The 26748-nt window shown below is 63.1% G+C and carries 21 protein-coding genes and 2 tRNA genes; 5 read left to right on the top strand and 18 right to left on the bottom strand.

What is annotated here, in order from left to right; genetic code table 11:
• Positions 1 to 199: 199 nt before the first annotated feature.
• A complete protein-coding gene (locus V3H56_RS05960; protein ID WP_047736988.1) occupies positions 200 to 2101 on the top strand; it encodes a potassium transporter Kup in 1902 nt (633 codons plus the stop codon).
• 291 nt (positions 2102 to 2392) lie between these two features.
• Here the strand turns inward: V3H56_RS05960 and V3H56_RS05965 are convergent, their stop codons facing one another.
• From V3H56_RS05965 to V3H56_RS05980, 4 genes are all read right to left on the bottom strand, one after another.
• Complete coding sequence (locus tag V3H56_RS05965) at positions 2393 to 3685, bottom strand: AcvB/VirJ family lysyl-phosphatidylglycerol hydrolase (protein WP_338474341.1); 1293 nt, start codon at positions 3683 to 3685, stop codon at positions 2393 to 2395.
• Positions 3685 to 6327 (bottom strand): bifunctional lysylphosphatidylglycerol flippase/synthetase MprF, encoded by a 2643-nt coding sequence (gene mprF, locus V3H56_RS05970; protein WP_042731516.1) that lies wholly within the window; start codon positions 6325 to 6327, stop codon positions 3685 to 3687. Before mprF ends, V3H56_RS05965 begins: the two co-directional genes overlap by 1 nt.
• 151 nt (positions 6328 to 6478) lie before the next feature.
• Positions 6479 to 6555, bottom strand: a tRNA-Met gene (locus V3H56_RS05975).
• 235 nt (positions 6556 to 6790) lie between these two features.
• Positions 6791 to 6867: transfer RNA gene (locus V3H56_RS05980), tRNA-Met, on the bottom strand.
• 282 nt (positions 6868 to 7149) lie between these two features.
• Between V3H56_RS05980 and dinB the strand changes: the two genes are divergently transcribed.
• On the top strand, positions 7150 to 8211 hold the full coding sequence (gene dinB, locus V3H56_RS05985; RefSeq protein ID WP_047736983.1) for a DNA polymerase IV: 1062 nt from the start codon (positions 7150 to 7152) through the stop codon (positions 8209 to 8211).
• A gap of 170 nt (positions 8212 to 8381) precedes the next feature.
• Here dinB and V3H56_RS05990 read toward each other — a convergent pair whose 3' ends face one another.
• The 4 genes from V3H56_RS05990 to V3H56_RS06005 all read right to left on the bottom strand — a co-directional run bounded on the left by V3H56_RS05990 (position 8382) and on the right by V3H56_RS06005 (position 13154).
• Positions 8382 to 9335: a lipoprotein gene (locus V3H56_RS05990; RefSeq protein ID WP_042732362.1), complete on the bottom strand. Its 954-nt coding sequence runs from the start codon at positions 9333 to 9335 to the stop codon at positions 8382 to 8384.
• A gap of 17 nt (positions 9336 to 9352) precedes the next feature.
• Positions 9353 to 11068 (bottom strand): proline--tRNA ligase, encoded by a 1716-nt coding sequence (locus V3H56_RS05995; RefSeq protein WP_042732363.1) that lies wholly within the window; start codon positions 11066 to 11068, stop codon positions 9353 to 9355.
• Positions 11069 to 11196: 128 nt separating this feature from the next.
• A complete protein-coding gene (locus tag V3H56_RS06000) occupies positions 11197 to 12756 on the bottom strand; it encodes an AmpG family muropeptide MFS transporter (RefSeq protein WP_042732364.1) in 1560 nt (519 codons plus the stop codon).
• A gap of 44 nt (positions 12757 to 12800) precedes the next feature.
• Positions 12801 to 13154 (bottom strand): MGMT family protein, encoded by a 354-nt coding sequence (locus tag V3H56_RS06005; protein WP_042732365.1) that lies wholly within the window; start codon positions 13152 to 13154, stop codon positions 12801 to 12803.
• 161 nt (positions 13155 to 13315) lie between these two features.
• Between V3H56_RS06005 and V3H56_RS06010 the strand changes: the two genes are divergently transcribed.
• Entirely contained in the window at positions 13316 to 14323 is a 1008-nt protein-coding gene (locus V3H56_RS06010) for a DUF481 domain-containing protein (protein ID WP_042732366.1), read from the top strand.
• Between the two features lie 198 nt (positions 14324 to 14521).
• Here the strand turns inward: V3H56_RS06010 and V3H56_RS06015 are convergent, their stop codons facing one another.
• Positions 14522 to 14731 carry a cold-shock protein gene (locus V3H56_RS06015; protein WP_002554837.1) on the bottom strand — a complete coding sequence of 70 codons (210 nt, stop codon included), beginning with the start codon at positions 14729 to 14731 and terminating at the stop codon, positions 14522 to 14524.
• A 353-nt stretch (positions 14732 to 15084) separates the two neighbouring features.
• On the opposite strand from V3H56_RS06015, the gene dcd reads away from it, so the two are divergent.
• A complete protein-coding gene (dcd, locus tag V3H56_RS06020) occupies positions 15085 to 15651 on the top strand; it encodes a dCTP deaminase (RefSeq protein ID WP_016965530.1) in 567 nt (188 codons plus the stop codon).
• Positions 15652 to 15751: 100 nt separating this feature from the next.
• On the top strand, positions 15752 to 15958 hold the full coding sequence (locus tag V3H56_RS06025) for a hypothetical protein (RefSeq protein ID WP_003184748.1): 207 nt from the start codon (positions 15752 to 15754) through the stop codon (positions 15956 to 15958).
• Positions 15959 to 15971: 13 nt separating this feature from the next.
• Here the strand turns inward: V3H56_RS06025 and pdeM are convergent, their stop codons facing one another.
• The 9 genes from pdeM to V3H56_RS06070 all read right to left on the bottom strand — a co-directional run bounded on the left by pdeM (position 15972) and on the right by V3H56_RS06070 (position 26634).
• On the bottom strand, positions 15972 to 16628 hold the full coding sequence (gene pdeM, locus V3H56_RS06030) for a ligase-associated DNA damage response endonuclease PdeM (RefSeq protein ID WP_042731526.1): 657 nt from the start codon (positions 16626 to 16628) through the stop codon (positions 15972 to 15974).
• Positions 16628 to 19114 carry a ligase-associated DNA damage response DEXH box helicase gene (locus tag V3H56_RS06035; RefSeq protein WP_338474342.1) on the bottom strand — a complete coding sequence of 829 codons (2487 nt, stop codon included), beginning with the start codon at positions 19112 to 19114 and terminating at the stop codon, positions 16628 to 16630. The genes pdeM and V3H56_RS06035 overlap by 1 nt, the downstream gene beginning before the upstream one ends.
• Positions 19115 to 19314: 200 nt before the next feature.
• Positions 19315 to 20079, bottom strand: a complete 765-nt coding sequence (locus V3H56_RS06040) for an ATP-binding cassette domain-containing protein (protein ID WP_042731524.1) — start codon at positions 20077 to 20079, stop codon at positions 19315 to 19317.
• A gap of 13 nt (positions 20080 to 20092) precedes the next feature.
• Positions 20093 to 21211, bottom strand: coding sequence for a succinylglutamate desuccinylase/aspartoacylase family protein (locus V3H56_RS06045; RefSeq protein ID WP_042731523.1), 1119 nt, complete (start codon positions 21209 to 21211; stop codon positions 20093 to 20095).
• Positions 21212 to 21237: 26 nt separating this feature from the next.
• Positions 21238 to 21948 (bottom strand): ABC transporter permease, encoded by a 711-nt coding sequence (locus V3H56_RS06050; RefSeq protein ID WP_042731522.1) that lies wholly within the window; start codon positions 21946 to 21948, stop codon positions 21238 to 21240.
• Entirely contained in the window at positions 21945 to 22673 is a 729-nt protein-coding gene (locus V3H56_RS06055; RefSeq protein WP_042731521.1) for an ABC transporter permease, read from the bottom strand. The genes V3H56_RS06050 and V3H56_RS06055 overlap by 4 nt, the downstream gene beginning before the upstream one ends.
• Before the next feature lie 58 nt (positions 22674 to 22731).
• Positions 22732 to 23514: a transporter substrate-binding domain-containing protein gene (locus V3H56_RS06060; RefSeq protein ID WP_042731520.1), complete on the bottom strand. Its 783-nt coding sequence runs from the start codon at positions 23512 to 23514 to the stop codon at positions 22732 to 22734.
• Positions 23515 to 23917: 403 nt separating this feature from the next.
• Complete coding sequence (locus V3H56_RS06065; RefSeq protein ID WP_338474343.1) at positions 23918 to 25606, bottom strand: ATP-dependent DNA ligase; 1689 nt, start codon at positions 25604 to 25606, stop codon at positions 23918 to 23920.
• Positions 25603 to 26634, bottom strand: a complete 1032-nt coding sequence (locus V3H56_RS06070) for a ligase-associated DNA damage response exonuclease (protein WP_053147532.1) — start codon at positions 26632 to 26634, stop codon at positions 25603 to 25605. Before V3H56_RS06070 ends, V3H56_RS06065 begins: the two co-directional genes overlap by 4 nt.
• Positions 26635 to 26748: the final 114 nt, after the last annotated feature.

Below are 26748 nucleotides of genomic sequence, written 5' to 3' on the forward strand. Positions count from 1 at the left end.
ATTCTAGCGGTGGACGAGGCCGTTGACCAGCTTTATACCGGGAAAAACGACGAGTGCTGCGCTATGCTTCGCGCCTTTGCGCTTTACCGGTTTTTACAGTCAACAAAACACCTGTTACGAGATGTTAAACAGTGCATGCTGCGTCAGGTAGCAGAGTGCTTTCGTTCAAGCAGACAGGTCTGGGAATCAGGAGTGTTGGATGGGTCATGCAAGTAGTCAGGCGGCGGGTGCCGAGCATTCGGCAGCGAAGCCGCTGAGCATGCTGGTGGCGGCGGTCGGAGTGGTTTATGGCGACATCGGCACAAGTCCCTTGTACACCCTCAAAGAAGTGTTTTCCGGCGGCTACGGCGTGGCGGTCAACCATGACGGCGTGCTGGGCATCCTGTCGTTGATCTTCTGGTCGCTGATCTGGGTCGTGTCGATCAAGTACATGATGTTCGTCCTGCGGGCCGACAACCAGGGCGAGGGTGGGATCATGGCGCTCACTGCCCTGGCACGGCGGGCCGCAGCGGGGCGGGCGCGGTTGCGGACCTTTCTGGTGATCTGCGGCCTGATCGGCGCAGCGCTGTTCTACGGCGACAGCATGATCACCCCGGCGATCTCCGTGCTCTCGGCGATCGAAGGCCTTGGCCTGGCGTTCGAGGGCATCGACCACTGGGTGGTGCCGCTGTCGTTGGTGGTGCTGGTGGGGCTTTTCATTATCCAGCGTCACGGTACGGCGCGGATCGGCATCCTGTTCGGCCCGATCATGGTGACCTGGTTCCTGGTGCTCGGCGCCCTGGGGGTCTATGGCATCAGCCAGCACCCGGAAGTGCTGCAGGCGGTTAACCCGGCCTGGGCCGTGCGTTTCTTCCTCGTGCATCCCGGCATGGGCGTGGCAATCCTCGGTGCCGTGGTGCTGGCGCTGACCGGCGCCGAAGCGCTATACGCCGACATGGGCCATTTCGGTCGCAAACCGATCGCACGCGCCTGGTTCATCCTGGTGCTGCCGGCGCTGGTGCTCAACTACTTCGGTCAGGGTGCATTGCTGCTGGGCGACCCGGAAGCGGCGCGCAACCCGTTCTACCTGTTGGCGCCAAGCTGGGCGTTGATCCCGTTGGTGGGCCTGTCGACCCTGGCCACGGTGATCGCTTCGCAAGCCGTGATTTCCGGGGCGTTTTCCCTGACGCGCCAGGCGATCCAGCTCGGCTACATCCCGCGCATGTACATCCAGCACACCTCCAGCGCCGAACAAGGCCAGATCTACATCGGCGCGGTGAACTGGTCGCTGATGGTGGGCGTGGTCCTGCTGGTGCTGGGCTTTGAGTCCTCCGGTGCCCTGGCCTCGGCCTATGGCGTGGCGGTGACCGGCACCATGTTGATGACCACGATCCTGGTCTCGGCCGTGATGCTGCTGTTGTGGAAGTGGCCACCGCTGTTGGCGGTGCCGGTGTTGCTCGGTTTTCTCCTGGTGGACGGCCTGTATTTTGCCGCCAACGTGCCGAAGATCATCCAGGGCGGCGCCTTCCCGGTTGTTGCCGGTATTGCCCTGTTCGTGCTGATGACCACTTGGAAGCGCGGCAAGCAGTTGCTGGTGGAGCGTCTGGACGAAGGCGCGCTGCCGTTGCCGATCTTCATCAGCAGCATCCGCGTGCAGCCACCGCACCGTGTGCAGGGCACCGCCGTGTTCCTGACCGCGCGGTCCGACGCGGTGCCCCATGCGCTGTTGCACAACCTGCTGCATAACCAGGTGCTGCACGAGCAGGTGGTGTTGCTGACGGTGGTCTACGAAGACATTCCCCGGGTTCCGCCGCAACGGCGCTTCGAGGTCGATGCCTATGGTGAAGGGTTCTTCCGGGTGATCCTGCACTTTGGCTTCACCGACGAGCCGGATGTGCCGCTGGCGCTCAAGCTCTGCCATCTGGATGACCTGGACTTCAGCCCGATGCGCACCACCTACTTCCTCAGCCGCGAGACGGTCATCGCCTCCAAGCTCGAGGGCATGGCCCGCTGGCGCGAATTGCTGTTCGCCTTCTTGCTGAAGAACGCGAACGGCAACCTGCGCTTCTTCAACCTGCCGGTGAACCGGGTGATCGAGCTGGGGACGCAGGTCGAGATGTAGCTCCGATCCACAATAAGCCCCCGTTGTCTTGCGGCAGCGGGGGCTTATTTGTGGACGCTGTGACGAACTGTTTTATCAGGACAAGATGTACTTTTGTGGTGAGGAGGTTTATCTGTGGCGAGGGGATTTATCCCCGTTGGGTTGCGAAGCAACCCTCAATGTCGGCGAAAAACAAGCGAGTGCTTTGCACTCGGACGGGGATAAATCCCCTCGCCACAAAAGCATGCGCTATATATAAAAAGCCCTTGCGGTCCTAGGACGGCAAGGGCTTTTTTGTCGGGCTCGATCAGCTCACTGCTCGGACGTTGTCGCGTTCTGGCGCTTGTTGATCTCGTCGATCAGCCGCTTGGCCAGGGCCGGGTAGTTCTCGTCGAAGTGATGGCCACCAGGCAGCTTGATGGCTTCGCCCACGGCGGTCTTGTCGGTGCAGCCACTTTCGTCGGCTTCTTCGCCACCGTAGATGCACACCACTTTCTCGGCCGGCAGCTTGGCCATTTCCGGGCCGGTGGCGGCTTCGGTGCCGGCGTTGCCAAGCCAGCCCTCGACCTCGATCTCGAAACTGCCGGTGCGGGCGAAGGCCAGCAGGATAATCGCATCGACCCGCTGCTGCTCGGTGGCTGGCAGACGATTGTAGATCGCCGGCAGCACGTCGGCGCCAAAGGAATAGCCGGTGAGGATGAAACGCTTGGTGCCCCAGATCTGGCGGTAATGCTGCATCAGCTCGGCGAGGTCCACCGCACTCTGCTCGGGGCTCTTGTGCTGCCAGTAGTAACGCAGGGTATCGATGCCGACCACCGGGTAGCCGATCTTGGCCATTTCATCGGCCACGTCGCGGTCCAGGTCGCGCCAGCCGCCGTCGCCGGAAAGGAACAGGGTCACGGTGTCCCGTGCCTGGCTGGCGGGCACTTCGACCACCGGGATGGCCAGGCCACCCTTGCCCTTGTCGGCGCCGACCAGGATCTTGCGCAGTTCGTTGTTCAGCACTTGCGGCAGGCTGATGTCGTAGTCGCTGATGCTGGTTTCGGCATTCTTCTGGTCCCGTACGAAACCGGCGCTGGTGTCGTCGGGGTTGTCGTTCCAGGCCACCAGCCAGTGGCCGTGGGCCGCGCTTTTCGGCAGCAGGTGGGTGCAGCCGGGTTTTTCCAGGGCCAGGTCCACCGACACGGCCTTGACGTCGTCGTCCTTCTGCTCGGCCAGCCAGCGCCAGGCGAGCACGGCACCCGGGCCGATGCCGCTGACCAGCGTGGCCGGGCCTTGGAGCTCGCGCAGGCCCGCTTGCAAGGCACGCCCTTGCTGCATGCAGTCCTTGGGTAGGATCACCTGGACAATCTGGGCCGAGCCGCTGCGGCTGAGGGTCGTCAGTTGGCTGTCGCTGAGCTTCTGGTCTTCGTTGACCGCCACCAGCACCTGGGCACGGGGCTTGGTGCCGGGAATGACCCGGGTCATCGCGGCGCCCTCGGCGGGCGTCAGTTGTTCCAGGGTGGGTTGTGGGGCAGGGCGGTTCCAGTACCAGTAACCGCCACCGAGAATCACCGCCAGCACCAGCAGGGCGGCCACTACGTATCGCCAGGAGCGTTGCATCATCAGCGTTTCACCAGTCCAGTCAGGCCGCCTGCAATCAGGGCGGCGGTATCGGCCAGGGCCACCAGCGGATCGAGTCCGGCGGGCACGGCCATGTAGCGAGGTTCCCAGTCAGGCTGGAATTTGTCTTTGAAGCGGCGCAGCCCCTGGAAGTTGTAGAGCTGCTCGCCGCGGCGGAACACCATCGAGCCCAGGCGCTGGGTCAACGGCGCGCCACGACGCGGTTGCAGGCCCGACAGTGGGACCATGCCCAGGCTGAAACGGGCGAAATCATGGTTCTTATAATGCTGGATCAGGCCGACCATCATGAATTCCATGGTCAGTTTCGGTGCCTCGGGGTGAGCGCGCATCAGGTCGAGGCTGGCCAGTTCATGGCTGTGGGTTTCCAGCAGGTTGGCGAACGCCACCGGGCGACCCTCGAAGCGAATCACCGCGATGCGGAAATGCTTGAGGTAGTCGTCGCTGAAGCGGCCCAGGGAGAAGCCCTTCTCGCGCACGTTCTTGCCGGTCAGCCAGGCATCGGAAATGACCTTGAGCTCATCCATCGGCGCCTGGCCCGGCTCGTGGATTTCCAGCGACAGGCCGTCGCGGCTGCCACGGTTCCAGGTGTAGCGCAGATCCTTCATCTCCTTGCCCTTGGCCTCGAGATCGAAGCGCTTGAGGTCGACCCGCGCTTCTTCACCGAGCTTGATCGCTGTCAGGCCGATGTCCATGTAGTAGGGCAGGTTTTCGGCGCGCACCTGGTAGAACACCGGGCGGGCATGGTGGATGTCGCACAGGTCGCGAAACTGCCAGATCATCTCGGCCCGTTGCTGGGTGGGGCCGATCGGGTCATACAACGCCACCAGGCTGCGGCCGCGGCGCGCGTACATCAGGAACGCCGCGTCGTTGGGATGGAACAGCAGCGCCTTGTCGCCGGTCAGTGCCAGGCCGCCGTCGGGCTGTGACGAGGCCATGAGGATCGTCCTGGCGCGCTCCAGTTCTTCCGGGGTCGGCAAGTGGATCACCGGCCGTGCGGTGCGCAGCAGCCAGGTCAGGGACACCACCACCAGCAGCACCGCGGCCCCCAGCAGGGAGCGCAAACCGCGCGGGGCGTCGGCGTCGAGGGTGAACTGCCACCACAGTTGGTGGCTGTAGGGCACGTCCTGGTAGGCAAACAGCAGCAGCCAGATCGAGGCGCCGAGCACGCAGAGGCTGGCGATCAGGAACAGTGGCGAGAAGGGCAGCTCAGTCAGGCGACTGGGGCGATAGAACGAGCGCCGGAACACTGCCAGCAGGGCGGCGGTCAGGGTCAGCAACGTGGCTTCTTCCCAGTCGAAGCCCTTGAGCAGCGAAAGCAGGGCACCCATCAGGAGCAACACGGTGGTCAGCATCCAGGCGGCGGACAGGCGCCGGCGCAGGCCTTGGGCGAGCAGCAGGCACAATACGCCCACCAGGCTGGCGCCAAAGTGCGAGGCATCCACCAGGCGATGGGGGATCAGGAAGCCGATGTGCTCCAGCCGGGTGTCGATCTCCGGGGTCACGCCGGAAAACAGCAGTACCACGCCCGACAGGAACACCAGCACCGCCAGGATCGGCGCGGCGAAGCCCGAGGCGGCGCGTAACGTCTGGCGCGTCTGGAACAGCCGTTGTGCCTCGTTGACCAGCAGCAGGACGCACGCCACCAGCATCGGCAGCAACACGTAGATCAGGCGATAGAGCAGCAGGGCGGCGGCCAGCGGCGCGGCCCCCAGCTTGTCGGCGAACGCGGCCAGCAGGATGGCCTCGAACACGCCGACGCCACCCGGTACATGGCTGAGCACGCCGGCCGCCAGGGCCAGCAGGTACACCAGCAGGAACGCGCCGAACGGTGGCGCCTCGGGCAGCAACAGATACAGCACGGTGGCGGCCGCCGCGACATCCAGTGCGGTGATGACCAGTTGCAGGAAGGTCAGGCGGCGGCCCGGCAGGCGCAGGGTGCGGCGCCCGGCCTTGACCAGCAGGCTGTCGCGATGGGGCTGGTCTGGCAGGCGCCGACGATAGATGCCGATGGCCAGCACGCTGGTGAGCAGCAGCACCGCCACGGAAATCGCGCCGAGCAGGGTGGCAGGCAGGCGCAGCGCGGCCGAGGCGGAGGGCAGGTCGCTGAGGGTGGCCAAGGCTGCCAGAGGCGGCAGTGCGCAACCCAGGGACAGGCTGGCGAACAGCGTCATGTGGGCGACGTCCGCTGCGCCCAGGCCATGGCGTGCGTACAGGCGGTAGCGAACCGAACCGCCCGACAACAACGACAGGCCAATCGCATTGCCGATGGCGAATGCGCTGAATCCGCCCAGGATCAGCGTCTGTGGAGGCAGCGTCACTCCCGCGTAGCGGCTCGCTGACCATTCGTAGCCCAGCAAAATGACGAAGCCGACCGCCGTGGCGGCGAAGGCTCCGAGCAGGGCCGGGCGAGGCACGTCCAGGATCGAGTCGTGCAACGCGTACAGATCGAGCTCGCTAAGCAAGTGGCGGCAGGCAATCAATGCAATCGCAAACAACAGCAGCGTGATGGCGAGACCGATAGGCTGACGGTACTGGCTGATCCGATCCAGCCAGCGCAATCGCTCGGCCTTGATCGGTTGTGTCGCGGTAACAGAGTCTTGCGGGTCAGACGAGTGGGCGCGCATCAATCACCTCTTGAGCTATGCGCGACAGGATGGGGGTATCCAGCCAAGTTACCAATCCCTGCGGCAGAAAATAATTACAAAAAATTTGTAATGTAGCCTTTTATAGCAGACACAAAAAAGGCCGCTCTTTCGAGCAGCCTTTCTTGATATTTGGTTGCGGGAGCCGGATTTGAACCGACGACCTTCGGGTTATGAGCCCGACGAGCTACCAGACTGCTCCATCCCGCGTCTGTGTGGCGGCATTCTACAGGCGAACGCCTGAGTGTCAACCGTTAAACGAGGTTAGGGTCAAACAAGTGGCCAGTTCCCATGCGATGCAGGTAAATGCGCGAAATCAAAAAGGAAATTTTCCTGCAGCCTGGGTTTCCAGGTCAGCCCCAGTCCCACAGGGAAATGGTGGCGGGCCTGCAAAAACTTCCAGGCACAAAAAAGGCCATTCTTTCGAATGACCTTTTTTGATGTTTGGTTGCGGGAGCCGGATTTGAACCGACGACCTTCGGGTTATGAGCCCGACGAGCTACCAGGCTGCTCCATCCCGCGTCTGTGAGGCGGCATTTTACAGGGGAACGCGTAGGTGTCAACCCCGACGTTCAAAAAATCTCTTCAGCTTCAAGCGCTTAGCCAGGCTGCGCGGACGCCGACCGCGCTGTGACGCAGGCCTGGCAAGGGCTCGCGCTCTATCGAGGCGTTTGTTGCGATTAAAAAAACACATTTATGTAGGGCTTTTCGAGTTCCGGCGAACGATCTTTCCGTACTACTGGTGCTATATACAGGTATGGGTGCGATACTGGTGGCCCGACTCGTCCCACGCTCCGCTTCGCTATGACGCAACGTAAGATCATCCACGTCGACTGTGACTGTTTCTATGCCGCCATCGAAATGCGCGACGACCCGCGGCTGGCCGGAAAACCCCTGGCGGTGGGCGGCTCGGCGGATCGGCGTGGGGTGATTGCCACCTGCAACTACGAAGCGCGATCCTATGGCGTGCGCTCGGCGATGTCGTCCGGGCATGCCTTGAAGCTCTGCCCGGACCTCACCATCGTCAAGCCGCGCATGGATGCCTATCGCGAAGCGTCGAAGGAGATCCATACGATCTTCAGCGACTACACCGACCTGATCGAACCACTGTCGCTGGATGAGGCCTATCTGGACGTTTCCGCCAGCGCCCATTTCGGCGGCAGTGCCACCCGCATCGCCCAGGACATCCGGCGGCGTGTTTCCAATCAGTTGCACATCACGGTCTCTGCCGGTGTGGCACCGAACAAGTTCCTGGCCAAGATCGCCAGCGACTGGAAAAAGCCCAACGGGCTGTTCGTGATCACCCCCGACCAGGTCGAGGACTTCGTGTCGGCCCTGCCGGTGAGCAAGCTCCACGGAGTCGGCAAGGTCACCGCCGACAAGTTGAACAGGCTTGGCATCATGGATTGCCTGCACTTGCGTCAGTGGGACAAGCTGGCGCTGGTGCGCGAATTTGGCAGTTTCGGCGAGCGACTCTGGAGCCTGGCCCGTGGGATCGACGAGCGCCTGGTGCACAATGACAGCCGGCGGCAGTCCATCAGTGTGGAAAACACCTACGATGTCGACCTGCCTGATCTGGCGAGCTGCCTGGACAAGCTGCCCGAGCTGATGCAAACCCTCAGCGGCCGAATGGCCCGGATCGACAGCAGTTACCGCCCGGGCAAGCCGTTCGTCAAAGTCAAATTCCACGACTTCACCCAGACCACCCTCGAACAGGCCGGGGCAGGGCGGGATCTGGGCAGCTATCAACTGCTGCTGACCCAGGCCTTCAACCGTGGCGGCAAGCCGGTGCGGTTATTGGGGATAGGGGTGCGGCTGGAAGATTTGCGTGGAGGGTTCGAGCAGTTGGAGTTGTTTGAGCGGTGAGGTTGCCGAACAGAACAGCGCAGAGGCGCTTTTGTGGCGAGGGAGCTTGCTCCCGCTGGGCCGCGTAGCGGCCCTCAACCCGATCACCGGGATGTTTCAGATAAGTTGGGTCATCTGTTTTAGGGCTGCTGCGCAGCCCAGCGGGAGCAAGCTCCCTCGCCACAGAGAGGTCAATGGGCTCCGGGATCCGCAACCAGCCGGCCGCCATCCTTGGTCAGTGCCTTCATGAACTCGGTCTGCAGTTCCGGATCGTTGCGCGTCAGTTCGATCAGGCTCTGTTCCAGTTCGCTGGCTTCTTCTTCAAGCCCCAATTCCGACAGGCGCTTGACCCGATGCACCCACTGGCTCACCTCGTCGTCTTCCAGGTCGTCGTAGATCAGTGCATGCGCTTCCACCAGCTTGCTGCGCAACGTGCTGCTGATGCTCAGGGATGAGTCGGTATGGACCTCGTCCTGGGCGTCGGTCACGCTGATCTGCAACTTGCCGAACTGGCTCAGGTCCTGCTCGGCGAACGGGCTTTCCAGCAGGTTCAGGCGCAGCACGCCATTGCGGTCGGTGCTCAGCTCGAAGGTCTGCCGGGCGGCCTTGACCTCTACCGGACGTTCGCTCCAGGGCAGGCTCGAGTGCTCCGTCCGCTTGTCGCGCTGGACTTCGTCGATGCCCGCCAGGTTCTGCTGGGCGCGGCCGTGGGAGGGGACGTTCATGAACGGGTTGAGACCGGCGACACCGTAGCTGAGCCAGTCACGGGTCACGGTGTCCGGCAGGTTGCCCAGGGCGAACACGTTGACCACGTTCGCGCCGATACCAGCCACCACGGCCACCGCGCCCAGCGGGATCTCGTAGACCTCCCGCCAGGGTTGGTAAGGCGTATAGCGGTCGTAATGGCGCGTGACCTCGAACTCGGTGACTTCGAAGGTCTTCTGCTCATTGATGCGCACCCGACGCTGCGGCAGGTCGAGCACCTTGGGTTCGCCCACGTCGATCTGCAAGCTGTGGTCGAGCAATTTGCGCTCGACCCGCTCTTCGTGCTCGCTGCGTTGTGACATCTGGTTGGCACAGCCGCTGACCAGCAGGGCGCCGCACAGGGCGGCGCCACCGAGGCCTAAGGTGTTTCGCTTGAACATGACGTCTCTATCTGGTCTCAGCGGCGGATACGGGCCTGGAGGAAAGACAGCACGTCGGCGACCGGCAGCGCTTGCGGCTCGGCCTCGGTGCGGCTCTTGTATTCCAGGTTGCCTTCGGCCAGGCCGCGGTCGCTGACGACGATCCGGTGCGGGATGCCGATCAGTTCCATGTCCGCGAACTTGATGCCGGGGCTGGTTTTTTTGTCGCGATCATCCAGCAGCACTTCGAAGCCGGCAGCCGTCAGTTCGGCGTAGAGCTTGTCGGTGGCTTCGCGAACCAGGTCGGTCTCGTAGCGCAGCGGCACCAGGGCAATCTGGAAAGGCGCCAGTGTGTCGCTCCAGATGATCCCTTTGTCGTCGTTGTTCTGCTCGATGGCGGCGGCGACCACGCGGGACACGCCGATGCCGTAGCAACCCATTTCCAGGGTGACCGGCTTGCCGTTCTCGCCCAGCACTTCGCACTTCATCGCCTTGCTGTACTTGTTGCCCAGCTGGAAGATGTGCCCGACTTCGATGCCGCGCTTGATTTCCAGGGTGCCCTTGCCGTCCGGGCTCGGGTCGCCGGCCACGACGTTGCGCAGGTCGGCCACGGTGGGCACCGGCAGGTCGCGTTCCCAGTTCACGCCGAAATAGTGCTTGTCGTCCTGGTTGGCGCCGATGGCGAAGTCGCTCATCAGTTCAACCGAGCGGTCGATGATGATCGGCAGCGGCAGGTTCAGCGGGCCAAGGGAACCGGCACCGGCGCCGATGGCGTCGCGCAGTTCGGCCTCGGTGGCCATGACCAGCGGGCTGGCGACGCCTGGCTGGTTGGCTGCCTTGATTTCGTTCAGCTCGTGGTCGCCACGGACAATCAGGGCAATCAGCTTGCCGGCTTCTTCTGCCCGCACGATCAGGGTCTTGATGGTGCGTTCGATCGGCAGGTTGTAGCCTTCCACCAGTTGGGCGATGGTCTTGGCGTTCGGCGTGTCCACCAGGCGCAAGTCTTCGCTCGGCGCGGCGCGGGAGGTTTCCCGTGGCACGGCTTCGGCTTTCTCGATGTTGGCGGCGTAGTCGGAGCCATTGCTGAAGACGATGTCGTCTTCACCAGACTCGGCCAGCACGTGGAACTCGTGGGAGCCGGCGCCGCCGATCGAGCCGTTGTCGGCCTCCACTGGGCGGAATTTCAGGCCCAGGCGGGTGAACACGTTGCAGTAGGCCTGGTGCATGCGGTCGTAGGTGACTTGCAGCGAAGCCAGGTCGGCGTGGAACGAATAGGCGTCCTTCATGATGAACTCGCGGCCGCGCATCAGGCCGAAGCGTGGGCGGATCTCATCGCGGAACTTGGTCTGGATCTGATACAGGTTGATGGGCAACTGCTTGTAGCTGCTCAACTCGTTGCGCATCAGGTCGGTGATCACTTCTTCGTGGGTAGGGCCTGCGCAGAAGTCGCGACCGTGACGGTCCTTGATGCGCAGCAGCTCAGGGCCATACTCTTCCCAGCGCCCCGATTCCTGCCACAGCTCGGCCGGTTGGGTGCTCGGCATCAACACTTCCAGAGAGCCGGCGGCGTCCATTTCTTCGCGGACGATGGCTTCGACCTTGCGCATGACCCGCAGGCCCATCGGCAGCCAGGTGTACAGGCCCGAGGCGAGTTTGCGGATCATGCCGGCACGCAGCATCAACTGATGGCTGATCACGACGGCGTCGGAAGGCGTTTCTTTCTGTGTGGCGAGCAAAAATTGACTGGTGCGCATGGTTGGCCGTTGTCGGTTGCTGAGACTAGAAGTGACGGAGCATTGTACGGGCGAGATGCCCTGGCGTACAGGCGCGTGGGCGGTCGCCGGGTGCAAACGCCGGTTTCAACGGCGTCTGCTGACGTTTCCTACGACTCTTGCGCCGGGCGGGTCGGCGTCGGCTCCGCGGCTGGCGCCGCCTGCTGGCGCCGGTTCTCCTGAAACCAGTGCAGGGCGATCAGCACCAAGGTCGGCACGCCGAGCAGGGCGGTGATCAGGAAGAAGGTGTGGTAGCCGAACTTCTCCACCATCACCCCCGAATAGCCCCCGATCAGGCGCGGCAGCAACAGCATGATCGAGCTGAGCAGGGCGTACTGGGTAGCGGAGAATTTCAGGTTGGTCAGGCTCGACAGGTAGGCGACGAAGGCCGAAGTCGCCAGGCCGGAACTGAAATTGTCCAGGGAGATGGTGACGATCAGCATCTTCAGGTTGGCGCCCATGTCGGTGAGCATCAGGAACAGGATGTTGGTGGCGGCCGACGCCACGCCGCCGATGAACAGGATCGGCAGGATGCCGAAACGGACGATCAGCAGGCCGCCCATGCCGGCGCCGACCAGGGTCATGATCAGGCCGAAGATCTTGCTGACGCTGGCGATCTGGTCCTTGGTGAAGCCCTGGTCGATGTAGAAGACGTTGGCCATGACCCCCATCACCGTGTCGGACATCCGGTAGGTCGCGATCAAGCCCAGCAGCAGCAAGGCCTGCCAGCGGTAGCGCAGGATGAAGTCGTTGACCGGCGTGAGCACGGGCGCCAGCCCGCGCCGGCCCATGGCCGACAGGCACAGGGAGGTCAGGATGATATAGAGGATGGCCCGCAGGAAGGCGCGGTCTTCGAGCAGCAGGTCGAGCAGGCTGACGCCCTCGAACAGCACGCTGGCAAAATCGGTGTTGTAGAGTTGGGTGAACATCGCCGGCACCGACACCAGCAAGATGATCAGCACGAACACCGACGCCAGTTGATGGGCAAAGGTGTAGCGCCCGGCTTGCAACTGGGTGCGCAACGGCACCGGCGGTTCGCGCATGAACAGCGAGGTGAGCAGCGCCGGCACCATCAGCACGCCGAACAGCAGGTAGGTGCCGGCCCAGGCCGAGTGCTTGTAGCTGAAGCCGGTGGAACCGAAGCCTTCGGCGAAGAACAGCGCGCCAGCGGTGGCCAGCAGCGCGGCGACGCGGTAGCCGGACATGTAGCTGGCGGCGAGGGCCGCCTGGCGGGTGTCGTCGGCGATCTCCAGGCGGTAAGCGTCGACGGCGATGTCCTGGGTGGCCGAGGCAAAGGCGACCAGCACCGCGATCGCGATCAGCCAGGACAGGTGTTTTTGTGGGTCGCAGAAGCCCATGCCCACCAGGCCCAGGATCACCAGTGCCTGGGAGAGCACCAGCCAGGAGCGGCGGCGCCCGAGCTTGCCCAGGAGCGGCAGGCGCCATTGGTCGAGCAGCGGCGACCAGACCCATTTGAAGGCGTACGCCAGGCCGATCAGGCTCGCGTAACCGATGGTTTCGCGAGCCACGCCGGCCTCGCGCAACCAGACCGAAAGCGTGGAAAACACCAGCATGTACGGCAAGCCGGCAGCGAAGCCAAGCAGCAACAGCACGAGCGTCGAGGGACTGGCATAGGCGGCGAGGGCGGCGCGCCAGGTTTTACGGGGCATGGGCTGGAGTCTGCCTCAAAAATTGCGAAAACAAAGCGCGCACTCTAACCGCTGTGCTCTACCGGGCGCCAGCCATGGCGCTGAATATCAACACGATTGTTCAGGACACTGATCCCTTCCGTGCGCAGGCGCGCGCGTTGTTCGTCCCCTGACGCGCTGCCCACCGGCAGGCTGATCCGACCGCCGGCGCCCAGGACCCGGTGCCAGGGCAGCTTGGTGTCGTCCGGCAGTTGGCTGAGAGTGCGCCCCACCCAGCGCGCAGCCCGGCCCAGGCCCGCCATTTCAGCCAGTTGACCGTAGGTGACCACCTTGCCGGCGGGCACTTGGGCCAGGGTCAGGTACAGGGTGGTGCGGCGAATCTGGGCGGCATTCTCGGGCGCCGCTGGGGTATCGGTCACGGGTTGGATTCCTGATGAGGTAGTGCCCGTCTGTAGATTAATTCCTACAGGGACGATTGAGAAATGAACTCATTCGAAATACTCGGGTCAGTCGTTCCTAAGGTGTCGTCCTGGGGGATAATGCCGCCTTTTTATCGCAAACTTGAGCTCTTTATACGCTTATGTTGTCCAGAACCCTGCTATGCCTAGCTGTTACCAGCGCCTCCATGCCCTTGCTCGCCGACACTGTCTGGTTGAAGAACGGCGACAAGCTCAGCGGCAAGATCACCGTTTTCGATGGCGGCAAATTGCTGATCCAGACCGATTACGCCGGGGCGGTTCCCATTGATTGGAAACAGGTCAAGACCCTGGAGAGCGACCAGCAACTGCTGGTCAAACAGGATGCCTACACCGGCGAGAAGGCCAAGGCGCTGCACGCGGCCGAGGATGGCAAGGTGACGCTGGCCAATGGCGAGGCGCCCAAGACCGTCGAGCTGGCCAGTATCCAGCAGATCCTCAAGCCCAAGCCGGTGGTCGAAGACCTCGTCTGGAAAGGCAATATCGATGCCGCGCTGGATTACAAGCGCGCGGAAAACGATACCGACGATTACGACATCGACTTCAAGACCTCGGCGCGCCATGGCCGATGGCGGCATAACGCCGAAGGCGAATACAACCGCGAGTTCCAGGATGACGTGGTGTCGACCGACAACTGGCGCCTGGAATACTCCCTGGACCGGTTCCTGACGGATAAGTGGTTCTGGCAGGGGCGACTCAACTACAAGCGTGACAAGGTCGAGGACCTGGCCCGTCAACGCGTGGTGGGTACCGGTCCGGGCTACCAGTTCTGGGACGACGAGCTGGGGGCGTTCTCGCTGGGCTCGCTGCTCAACCGCACGGACTACGAGTACCGAGACGGTGGCAAGGACAACTTCTATTCCGTGGCCATGAAGTGGGACTACAACCGCTACCTGATTGGCAAGCGTGTCGAGTTCTTCACCAATGGCGAGGTGGGCAAGCCGCTGTCCGGCGTGGCCGAATACGCCTACGACGCCGAGATGGGCCTGCGCTACAAGGTCACCGATTGGGCGTCGCTCAACCTCAAGGCCGAGAAGGATGTCATCGACGGGACCGAGGACAGCGACCTGAGCAAGACCCGCTATACGGCGGGGTTTGGCGTGACCTGGTAACGCCGGCCTGAAGCCATCCTCTCCTGTGGGGGCGGGCTTGCTCGCGAAAGCGTTCGATCAGTACCTTTTATGGTGGCTGGTACAACGCTTTCGCGAGCAAGCTCGCTCCCACAGGTTTTTTATGCGCTTGAACAAAACACTCGGGCACAAAAAAGCCCCGCTTTTGAGGGCGGGGCTTTTTACTAAAGCAAGGACAAGTTAGATAACTTGTACTTCTTCAGCTTGCATGCCTTTCTGACCGCGGGTAGCGATGAAAGAAACCTGTTGGCCTTCTTTCAGGCTTTTGAAGCCGTCGGATTGGATAGCTTTGAAGTGAACGAACAGGTCGTCACCGGATTGTGGAGTGATGAAGCCGAAGCCTTTTTCATCGTTGAACCACTTAACGGTACCGGTTTGGCGATTAGACATGGTGTAACTCCTTGAACAAAGATAACTGCGACTCAGGAAGAACCCTGGCCGAGACTGAGTGCAAAGAGCAGGAAAAATTCTTGTAGATGGTTGGATCGAAATTCAACATATCGTGTAGAGATTCTCAGTGACACAAGCAGCACAGTGACGCCACCTTAACCCTTTTTCCGGAACGTGCCAATGGTCTTTGCGAAGGTTTCTCGGTTTTGGTGACTGACGGCCACGGCGCGGGTCGCCAGCCCTTGGAAATCCCGGCGGATCGGCGAGATTTGCGTCCCGCGCTTTGAACCCGGCCCCATGCCCCGGTAAGATGCCGGACGTCTTTTTTCCACCTCGCTATTCAGGAACCCGCCATGAGCATCAAATCGGACAAGTGGATTCGCCGCATGGCGCAAGAGCACGGCATGATCGAGCCCTTCGTCGAGCGCCAGATGCGTGGCGAAGGCCCCGACCGGCTGATTTCCTTCGGCGTCTCCAGCTATGGCTACGACGTGCGCTGCGCCGACGAATTCAAGGTGTTCACCAACATCAATTCGGCCACCGTCGATCCGAAGAACTTCGATGAGAAAAGCTTCGTCGACATCAAGAGCGACGTCTGCATCATCCCGCCGAACTCCTTCGCCCTGGCCCGTACCGTCGAGTACTTCCGCATTCCGCGCAATGTCCTGACCATCTGCCTGGGCAAGAGCACCTATGCCCGCTGCGGCATCATCGTCAACGTCACGCCGCTGGAACCCGAGTGGGAAGGCCACGTCACCCTGGAATTCTCCAACACCACGACCCTACCGGCGAAAATCTATGCCAACGAGGGTGTGGCGCAGATGTTGTTCCTCGAATCCGATGAAGAGTGCGAAGTGTCCTACAAGGACCGTGGCGGCAAGTACCAGGGCCAGCGCGGCGTGACACTGCCGCGGACCTGATTCTGACGAACAGTGGGAATTCCTGGGCGGGCAGACACTCTATTGGGTGTACTGCCCGTTTTTGCGTCAGCGAAACGGGCCTTCGCTCAGGAGTTGCTCTATGAAGATCGATCCGCGAATCAGTGCCGAACTGGCAAGGCTTGAGCCCAATCAGATTGGCGTCATGGCCTGGTCATTGCTAGCCCATCCCGTTGAAGCGGCGGGTGGTATCCCCGGCCAGCCTGATCCCGATACTCCCAACGAACAGCCCACCGAGCCCGGCGAGCCCACCCTGCCGGATGAGCCGCCTCCAGCGCCCGTTGCCTGATCCGTATGGCCCGTCAATTGACGGGCCATACTTCGTTATCGCCAATGACGAAAATCCTGCAATCGTTGTCCTGCTCGACCCGATAGCCCCCCGTGAACGCGCCGAAGGCCGGTAGCAGGCTGATGTCGCTGCCCAGCCGGAAGCAGGCCAGGCGCAAGCGTTGCCGGCCCTTGCCCCTCAAGTGATAGACCGGATGCACATGCCCGGCCAGGACGTGTCGGCTGGGATGGGGATCGGGTTCGTGCTGTACGGCGAAAGGGCCCAGCAGCAAAGGCTCCGGCACCACGCGGATGTTCAGCGCGGCGGGCGGGTCGCCGGCCCGCTTGTCATGGTTGCCGCGAATCAGCGTCATCGCCAGGTGCGGATGCTTGCCGCGCCAGTCGGCCAGGGCGTTGAGGGTGCCTGGCGCGTGGGAGCCCGGGCCGTGGAGAAAATCCCCGAGGAAGATCAACTGCCGGCAGGGCAGGCGCGCCAGCAGGTCATCCAGAACCTCGATGTTGCTGGCGGTGGTTCCATGGGGCACCGGCTGGCCGAGGCTGCGGTAGGCGGCGGCCTTGCCGAAATGCACGTCGGCCACCATCAGGGTTTCCTGGGCGGGCCAGTAGACGGCTTTTTCCGGCAGCAGCCAGAGTGCTTCACCGGCCAGGTTGACGGGGTAGGGCGCGGGCATCAGGCGTCACCGCGATCGGCGGTTTTTTCGAGTTCGCTCACCATCCGGCGGATGCGATCGGCGAGTTTTTCCGAGCTCATGCTTTCCCTGAAACGCTCCACCAACAGCGGGAATCCCAGCGGGGTAGGGCGCTTGATGACATGCAGGTCCAGCGTCAAGGCGTTGAGGCGTTCCAAGGTCTGCTCCAGTCGACGGATATCCAATTCTTCACGCAAGACTTCTTCCGCGGCCTGGGCCAGCAGCAGGTTGTCGGCGTCGTATTGCTTGAACACTTGAAAGAACAGGCCGCTGGAGGCCTGGACTTGGCGCGTGCTCTTGGGCGCGCCGGGGTAACCGGCGAATACCAGCCCGGCGATGCGGGCAATTTCACGAAAGCGGCGCAAGGCCAACTCGCCGGCGTTCAGGCTGGCGAGTACGTCGGCCAGCAGGTGATCAGTGCTCAACAGCCCAGGCGTCAGGCACACCGACCAGTCCACCGGCGTGGCACTGAGCAGTTCCAGGCCGTAATCGTTCACGGCAATGGAAAACGTCACCGGCTGTTGCCGGCTCACCCGCCAGGCCAGCAGGCTCGCCAGCCCCAGATGAACCTGGCGGCCGGCGAACGGGTACAGGAACAGGTGCCAGCCTTCCCGGGACTTGAGCGCCTCCGCCAGCAGCGAGCCCTGCGTGGGCAAGCCGGACCAGCGTTGTTGCGTCATTAGCAGCGGCTTCACGGCTTGCATCTCCGGGCCTTCGAAACGGCCTTGGGCCGCTTCGCTCAGGCGGGCCACGACAGCAGCGGCCAGTTCACTGGAAAGCGGCATGCGCCCGCCGTTCCAGCGCGGCACGGCGGCTTTTTTTGCCTGGCTGCGGCGCACATAGGCGGTCATGTCTTCGACCCGGACCAGTTCCAGCAGGCGCCCGGCGAACAGAAAGCCGTCACCGGGCCGCAAGCGGGCGATGAAGCCTTCTTCCACGCTGCCCAGGGTCTTGCCGCCACCACCCTTGCTCCAGAATTTCAATTGCAGGCTGGCATCGCTGACGATGGTGCCGATGCTCATGCGATGGCGCCGGGCCAAGCGGGCGTCGGGGACCCGCCAGATGCCGTGCTCATCCGGTTCGACCCGACGGTAGTCGGGGTAGGCGGTCAACGACAGGCCGCCGTGGCGCACGAAGGCCAAGGCCCAGGCCCATTCGGCCGGGTTCAGGTCGCGATAGGCCCAGGCGCCGCGCACTTCCTCGAACAGCGCTTCGGGCACGAAACCGCCGCCCAGGGCCATGCTGACCAGGTGTTGCACCAGCACGTCCAGGGGTTTGTGGGGCGATTCGCGGGGCTCGATACGCCGTTGGGCCACGGCGTCCTGGGCGGCAGCGGCCTCGATCAACTCCAGGCTGTGGGTCGGCACCAGGGTGACCCGTGAGGTCCGTCCCGGCGCATGGCCGGAGCGTCCAGCCCGTTGCATCAGCCGGGCCACGCCCTTGGCCGAGCCGATCTGCAGCACCCGTTCCACCGGCAGGAAATCCACCCCCAGGTCGAGGCTGGAGGTGCAGACCACCGCCTTGAGCTGGCCTTCCTTCAGTGCGCGTTCCACCCAATCCCGGGTGTCGCGGGACAGCGAACTGTGGTGCAGGGCGATCAGCCCGGCCCAGTCGGGCCTGGTTTCAAGGATGGCCTGGTACCAGATTTCCGATTGGGCGCGGGTGTTGGTGAAGACCAGGCAACTGCTGCTGGCGTCGATCTCTGCCACCACTTGGGGCAGCATCTTCAGGCCGATATGCCCGGCCCAGGGAAAGCGTTCCAAGGTAGGCGGCAGCAGGGTGTCGACCCGCAGGGCCTTGCTGTCGGCGCCCTGCACGCTGATCCCATCGCCCCGCGGGATCAACACCTGCTCGGCGTGTTCCTGATTCCCCAGCGTGGCGGACACGCCCCAGACGATCAGGTCGGGATGCCAATGGCGCAAACGGGCCAGCGCCAATTGCAACTGCACGCCACGCTTGTTGCCGATCAACTCGTGCCATTCATCCACCACCACCATGCGCAGCGTCGATGTGGCCGCCTGGGCATCGGCGCGGGCGAGCATCAACGTCAGGCTTTCGGGCGTGGTGATCAGGGCCGTGGGCAGGCGCCGGCTTTGCCGGGCCCGCTCGCTGGCACCGGTGTCGCCGGTCCGCAGGCCGACGCTCCAGGGCAGTTGCAAATCCACCAACGGCGCTTCGAGGGCCTTGCCGGTGTCGGCGGCCAGGGCGCGCATCGGCGTGATCCACAGCACTGTCAGCGGTTCGGCCGGCGGTTTGCGCTTGCGCGGCTTGTCGGGCGGTGGCGCGGGGCGGGCGAAGCGGTTGAGGGCCGCGAACCAGACGGCGTAGGTCTTGCCGGCACCGGTGCTGGCGTGCAGCAACCCGGACTCCCCTCGCTTGACCGCGTTCCACACCTGTTTCTGAAAGGCGAACGGTTTCCAGCCCCGGGCACTGAACCACTGTCTTGCGAAGTCGTTGGATGTCGCCATGCCTGCCGCGCGCGCCCTGGAAGTCCTGTTTCAAAGACCACGGCAGGGCGCCAAAGGTTTTACGCGAAGCAGATTGTTTAAGCGCGAGGTTCTTGTGGCGAGGGAGCTTGCTCCCGCTGGACGCGCAGCGTCCCTTTGCGGTGTGTCTGTCAGAACCAGCGGGAGCAAGCTCCCTCGCCACGGGTGATGCGTTGCCAGGCCTACTTCAGGTTGCCACTGAGAAACTGCTTGAGCCGTTCGCTCTTGGGGTTGCCCAGCACGTCTTCCGGCGCGCCTTCCTCTTCCACCAGGCCCTGGTGCAGGAACAGCACCTGGTTGGAGACTTTGCGGGCGAAGCTCATTTCGTGGGTCACCATGATCATGGTCCGGCCTTCCTCGGCCAGGCCCTGGATCACCTTCAGGACTTCACCCACCAGCTCCGGGTCCAGCGCCGAGGTGGGCTCGTCGAACAGCATCACCTCCGGCTCCATCGCCAGGGCGCGGGCGATGGCCACGCGCTGTTGCTGGCCGCCGGAGAGGAACGCCGGGTACTGCTCGGCGACTCGCGCGGGCAGGCCGACCTTGTCCAGGTAGCGACGGGCACGGGCCTCGGCTTCCTGCCGGTCGACCCCCAGCACCCGGCGTGGCGCCATGGTGATGTTTTCCAGCACGGTCATGTGGCTCCACAGGTTGAAGTGCTGGAACACCATGGCCAGGCGTGTGCGGATGCGCTGCAGTTCATCGGCATCGGCCACGTGCATGCCGTGGCGGTCCTTGATCATCTGGACTGCCTGGCCGTCCAGGCTCATGGCGCCGTCGTTGGGTTGCTCCAGGAAGTTGATGCAGCGCAGGAAGGTACTCTTGCCCGAGCCGCTGGCGCCGATCAGGCTGATGACGTCGCCGGTCTTGGCCTTGAGCGAAACGCCTTTGAGCACCTCGTGTTCGCCGTAGCTTTTGTGCAGGCCTTCGATGGTCAGTTTGTACATGGAACAGGCATCCTCAAGGCGAAAGTAGGTAGCCGCTGCGGTAGGCTTCGGCACCGGCGACATGGGCGATCACCATGCCGGCGGTGGCCATGCGGCGCAGCGAACGGGCGTACATGAGCCCGGCGTTACGGCAATGAACGGGGGTGACGGTGTCGTTGATCGGGTCGATGATTTCCGCGATCAACTGGCCCGCCTCCAGGTATTCGCCAGGCAGTGCGCTGTAGACCAGCAGGCCACCCACGGGCGTCGCCACCGGCTCGACACCGGCCAGCGGCGTGGCGGGATAGGGCAGCTCGGGCATGGGCATCGGTTCGCCGTCGATGGCGCCGAAGCGGATCAGGTATTCGATCAGCGCCTGGCAGTCGAGGCTCGCCAACCCATGGTTGACGTCGCCCTGGCCGCGCAATTCCACGGTGACCGAAAAGCTGCCCAGGGGGATCTCGAACCGCTCGCCGAAGCGTTCCTTGAGTTGCCACCAGAGCAGGGTGAAGCACTCGTCGAACGACTGGCCGCCCGAATCAGTGGCCAGCAGGCTGGCCTCGGCGCCGATGTAGCGGGCCAGCGGCTCGACCTGCGGCCAGGCTTGCGGGGTGGTGTACAGGTGGGCCACGGCTTCGAAGTCGCAGTGCAGGTCCAGCACCATGTCGGCGTCGCAGGCCAGCCGCTGCAGCGCCAGGCGCAGCGATTGCAACTGCGTGCCGGCGGTCTGCCGGGCGAGGGCATCGCGCAGGCTGGTGCGGATCAGCATCAGGTTGTGCTGCGGATCGTCGGTGAGCAGTTCTTCGATTTCGTTGCCGATCTCTTCGCTCAGGTCGACGAAGCGGCGGTTGAAGTTTTGCCCGCTCTCCGTTTCGTAGCGACCCAGCGGCACGTCCATCAGCACTTGTTCAAGGCCGACGGGGTTGGCGACCGGCACCAGCACGATCTCGTAGCGCAGGTGGCCCGACGCTTCGAGTTCCGCCAGGCGCTGCTTGAGGTGCCAGGCCACCAGCATGCCGGGCAGTTCATCGGCGTGCAGGGACGACTGGATGTAGATTTTGCCGGCGGCTTTTTCCGGGCCGAAGTGAAAGCTGTGGATCTTGCGTGCGGTCCCCGGTACGGGGGCCTGCAGGTCATGGATCTGGTGGCGCATGTGGGTGTATGTCCTGGAACAGGGCCTTAGTGGGTCGGCCCGAGAAAGGCCAGCCATCGGCGTTCGGCGAGGCGGAAGAGGCCTACCAGTGCGAAGGTGACCGTCAGGTAGATCAGTGCGGCGATCCCGAACGACTGGAACGTCAGGAACGTCGCCGAGTTGGCGTCCCGGGCCACTTTCAGCACGTCAGGAACGGTAGCGGTGAATGCCACGGTCGTCGAGTGCAGCATCAAAATCACTTCGTTGCTGTAGTACGGCAGCGAGCGCCGCAACGCCGACGGCATGATCACGTAGGTGTACAGCTTCCAGCCGGTCAGGCCGTAGGCCTTGGCCGCTTCCACTTCCCCGTGGTTCATGCTGCGAATCGCCCCGGCGAAGATCTCCGTGGTGTAGGCGCAGGTGTTCAGGGCGAAGGCAAGGATCGTGCAATTCATGGCGTCGCGAAAGAAGCTGTCAAGCACGGGCTGGGCGCGTACCGCCGCGATGCTGTAGATGCCGGTGTAGCAGATCAGCAACTGGATGTAGAGCGGCGTGCCCCGGAACAGGTACGTGTAGAACTGCACCGGCCAGCGTATGGACCGCTTGGGCGAAACCCGGGCGATGGACAGCGGGATCGACACCACGAAGCCGATCAGCAGCGAGGCGCTGAGCAACCATAGGGTCATCGCCAGGCCGGTGACGTTGACGCCGTCGCTGTAGAGGAACGGTCGCCAGTACTCCTGCAAGAGTTCGATCATCGCACGGCCTCCCGGGCTCCGGCGGCGTAGCGGCGTTCAAGCCGGCGCAGGATGAAGTTGGAGGCGCTGGTGATCAACAGGTAGATCAATGCCGCCAGTACCAGGAAATAGAACAGTTGGTAGGTGCTCTTGCCGGCATCCTGGGCCGCCTTGACCAGGTCGGCCAGGCCAATGATCGACACCAGGGCGGTGGCCTTGAGCATCACCATCCAGTTATTGCCGATACCCGGCAGGGCGAAGCGCATCATTTGTGGAAACACCACGAAGCGAAACCGCTGGCCTCGCTTGAGGCCGTACGCGGTGGCGGCTTCGACCTGGCCCCTGGGCACCGCGAGGATCGCGCCGCGAAAGGTCTCGGTGAAGTACGCGCCGTAAATGAAGCCCAGGGTAATCACCCCGGCGCCGAATGGGTTGATCTCGATGTATTCCCATTCCATGAAGTCGGTAAAGGAGGTCAGCCAGGTTTGCAGGCTGTAGAAAATCAGCAGCATCAACACCAGGTCCGGCACGCCGCGAATCAATGTGGTGTAGAGCTGGGCAGGAATTCGCAACAGTTTGACGCTGGACAGCTTGGCACTGGCGCCCAGCAACCCGAGCACGACGCTCAGCAGCAGGGACAGGGCCGCCAGCTTGATGGTCATCCAGGTGCCCTGCATCAGCAGCGGGCCAAAGCCCTGCAGGCTGAAGGCCGAGAGCCCCAGATTTTGTAGGAGTTGTTCGAACATGGAAAATTGCCTTTGGCAGGAAAAAAGCGCCCACCCGGAACCGGATGGGCGCAGCGCATTATTTGCCGCTGTACAGATTCAGATCGCCAAAGTGTTTTTTCTGGATTTCAGCGTATTTGCCGTCGTCGTGTAACGCTTTGATACCTTTATCCAAAAGCGCCTTCAGCTCGCTGTTACCTTTCTTGATACCGATGGCGGTCTTGGCCGGCAGCAGTTCGCTGTCCACCGGCTTGCTGATTTCATAGTCGGCGCCTTTAGGCGATTTCAGAAAGCCCAGCTCCGCCTGCAGCATGTCCTGGATGGCCGCATCGAGACGGCCGGAGGTCAGGTCGGCATAGACCTGGTCCTGGTTCTGGTAGGCCTGGGTCTTGACGCCGGCCTTGTCCAGCACGGCTTTGGCATAGGCTTCCTGGATGGTGCCTTGTTCGTAGCCGACGGTCTTGCCTTTGAGCGAGGCCTTGTCCTCGGTCAGGCCCGAGCCTTTCTTGAAGACATAGGCCGTTGGGCCGGAGAACAGTTCGCTGGAGAAGTCGATGACTTTCTCACGGGCCGGGGTCACGGTCATCGAAGAGATGACGCCGTCGAATTTATTGGCCTTGAGGCCCGGGATCATGCCGTCGAAATCGCTTTCGACCCATTTGCATTTGACCTTCAGCTCTTCGCAGATGGCATTGCCCAGGTCGATGTCGAAACCGACCAGGCTGCCGTCGGCGGCCTTGGATTCAAAGGGGGCGTAGGAAGGGTCGACACCAAAACGCAATTCCTTGTATTCCTTGGCGGTGGCGACGCCAGCAGCCATGCACAACGCCAGTGCAGAAAGGGTCAGCAGTGTTTTTTTCATTATTCAATCCCTAAAACCAATATGAGCGCCCATGGCGCGTAAGTATTGTTACCGGTGAAGGCGAGAACGGTATGACGGCATAAAGGTAGCAATTTCCGAACCAGAGTGCCGAACAAGTGTTTTAAAAGCTTTGGCAGCGGGAAGCGGAACGCGTTGGTGCGCGGGAGAGATCGTACAACAAAAAGGTGCACCGGGATGGGGCGTCAGTGGCATTGCGGTGCCTTTGTGGCGAGGGGATTTATCCCCGTTGGGCTGCGAAGTGGCCCTTAAAACAGACAACGCTTTGTATCAGGCAAATTGAGTTGTCTGGTTTGGGCCTGCTACGCAGGCCAACGGGGATAAATCCCTCGCCACATTGACAGTGGTTACCTTGGGAGTTTTTACAGGCCCGGCCCATTCAGGCTTACTTCAACAAATCCTGCAGCGTCGCCAGTGTGTCCGCTTCCTCGACAGGCTTGTCCTTGCGCCAGCGCAGCATTCTGGGGAACCGGACCGCGATTCCGCTTTTGTGGCGCTTGGACAGGGCAATGCCTTCGAAGCCCAGCTCGAACACCAGGGTCGGCGTGACGCTGCTCACCGGACCGTATTTTTCCAGGGTGGTCTTGCGCACAATGCTGTCGACCTGGCGCATTTCAGCGTCGGTCAAGCCTGAATAGGCCTTGGCGAACGGCACGAGGGTGCGGTCGCGACTGCCTGGCGGGTTGTCCCAGACCGCGAAGGTGTAGTCGCTGTAGAGGCTGGCGCGTCGACCGTGGCCGCGCTGGGCGTAGATCAGCACCGCATCGACACTGAACGGGTCGATCTTCCACTTCCACCACACCCCCATGTCCTTGGTGCGGCCGACGCCGTACAGCGCATCGCGTGCCTTGAGCATCATGCCTTCGACGCCCAGCCGGCGGGATGCTTCCCGCTGCCGGGCAAGGTCGGGCCAATCCTGGCCGGTGACCAGGGGCGAAGGCAGCAGGACCGTGCTATGGGCCCGCGCCAGCAATGCTTCCAGGCGCTCGCGGCGTTCGGCCTGGGGGCGACTGCGCCAGTCCTCGCCCTGCCACTCCAGCAGGTCGTAGGCCATCACCACCACCGGCGCGTCTTCGAGGATTTTCTTGCCCAGGGTCTTGCGGCCGATGCGTTGCTGCAACAGGGCGAACGGTTGCACCGAGGCGGACAGCGGCGCCTGCGGATCGAAGGCATCCTCGGTCAGCGGCTCCGAGGTTTTCCAGACGACGATTTCCCCGTCGATCACCGTGCCATCAGGCAAAGCCTGGGCCAATGAATGCAATTCGGGAAAACGCTCGGTCACCAGTTCTTCGCCCCGGGACCAGACCCACAGATGGCCATCGCGCTTGACCACCTGGGCGCGGATACCGTCCCACTTCCATTCCACTTGCCAGTCACTGGCCGGGCCCAGCAGGGCGTCGAATTGCTCCACCGGTGCAGACAACGCGTGGGCCAGGAAGAACGGATAAGGCTGGCCGCCGCGCTGGGCATGTTCATCGGCGGATTCGGCGGCGATCAGCTTGAGGTAAGCCGCGGCGGTCGGGCGGTGGGCCAGATCGGTGTAGCCCACCAGGCGCTGGGCCACCCGCTTGCTGTCCAGCCCGGCCAAGCCGGCCAGGGCGCGGGTGACCAACAGCTTGGACACGCCGACGCGAAAGCTGCCGGTGATGAGCTTGATGCACAGCATCAGGCTCGGTCGGTCCAGTTGCGCCCACAACGCCGGCAAGCGTTGCGCCAGCACCTCCGGGGTTTCGCCGCGCAATGGCAGCAGTTTGCGTTCGATCCACGAGGCCAGGCCTTCGTCGGAAAGGTGGGGCGACTCCGGCATGACCAACGAGATGGTTTCGGCCAGGTCGCCCACGGCCTGGTAGCTTTCCTCGAACAGCCAGGCGGACAACCCCGAGACCTGCACCGCCAACTCCCGCAGGACCTTGACCGGGACCAACTGCCGCGGGCGTCCGCCGGACAGGAAGTACACGGCCCAGGCCGCGTCCTGGGGTGAGGCCTTGGCGAAGTAGTCCTGCATGGCCGCCAGCTTGGCATTGCTGGAGGTGGTGGCGTCCAGGTCGGCATACAGTTCGGCAAAGGCTTTCATGACGCGTCCTCGTCGGCGTCGGCGGTGCTGGCCACGTCTTCCTCGTCGTCGCCGTATTCCGTGGTGAAGCCCTGGGCGTCGAGACCTTGCTCGCGCAGATGACGAACCAGTACGCCCACCGAGCCGTGCGTCACCATGACCCGTTCGGCGCCGGTCTGCTCGATGGCCCAGAGCAGGCCTGGCCAGTCGGCGTGGTCGGAGAGCACGAAGCCGCGGTCGACGCCGCGCCGCCGGCGGGTGCCGCGCAGGCGCATCCAGCCGCTGGCGAAGGCATCGCTGTAGTCGCCAAAACGGCGCATCCAGGTACTGCCGCCGGCCGACGGCGGGGCGATGACCAGCGCCTGGCCCATGAGTGGATCGTTCTTTTTCACGTCGCCGGCATAGAGGGTCGGCGGCAGGTGGACGCCGGCCTCGCGGTAGACGCGGTTCAACGGTTCCACCGCGCCATGGGCGAGGATCGGCCCGAGGCTCGCATCGATGCCGTGGAGAATTCGCTGGGCCTTGCCGAAGGAATAGCAAAACAGCACGCTGGCGCGCCCCGCGGCAATGTTGGCTCGCCACCACTGGTTGATCTCGTCGAAGATCTGCGCCTGGGGCTGCCAGCGATAAATGGGCAGGCCGAAGGTCGACTCGGTGATGAAGGTGTGGCATTTCACCGGTTCGAACGGCGCGCAGGTGCCGTCGGGTTCGACCTTGTAGTCCCCTGAGGCGACCCAGACTTCGCCCCGGTGTTCCAGCCGCACCTGGGCCGACCCCAACACATGGCCGGCGGGATGAAAGCTCAGGGTCACGCCGTGATGCACCAGGCGTTCGCCATAGGGCAGGGTTTGCAGGTTGATGTCCTGGCCCAACCGCGAACGCAGGATGCCTTCGCCGGGGGCCGCGGCCAGGTAGTGCTGGTTGCCGCCGCGGGCGTGGTCGCCATGGGCGTGGGTGATGACCGAGCGTTCCACTGGACGCCAGGGGTCGATGTAGAAATCCCCGGGCGGGCAATACAGTCCTTCAGGGCGAGCAATGACAAGATCCATGCAATCACCGGGGTGATGGGCTTGTCAGGTAGAGGCGAGCGCGGGGTGAGAAGTTCTATCGGGTTTGGCGGCCGGAAAGGTTTGCAATGTCATCGTGGCGAGGGAGCTTGCTCC

Origin of the sequence: Pseudomonas sp. MS646, from assembly GCF_036693845.1 — a bacterium.
In the GTDB taxonomy this organism is placed as follows: Bacteria; Pseudomonadota; Gammaproteobacteria; order Pseudomonadales; family Pseudomonadaceae; genus Aquipseudomonas; species Aquipseudomonas chlororaphis_E.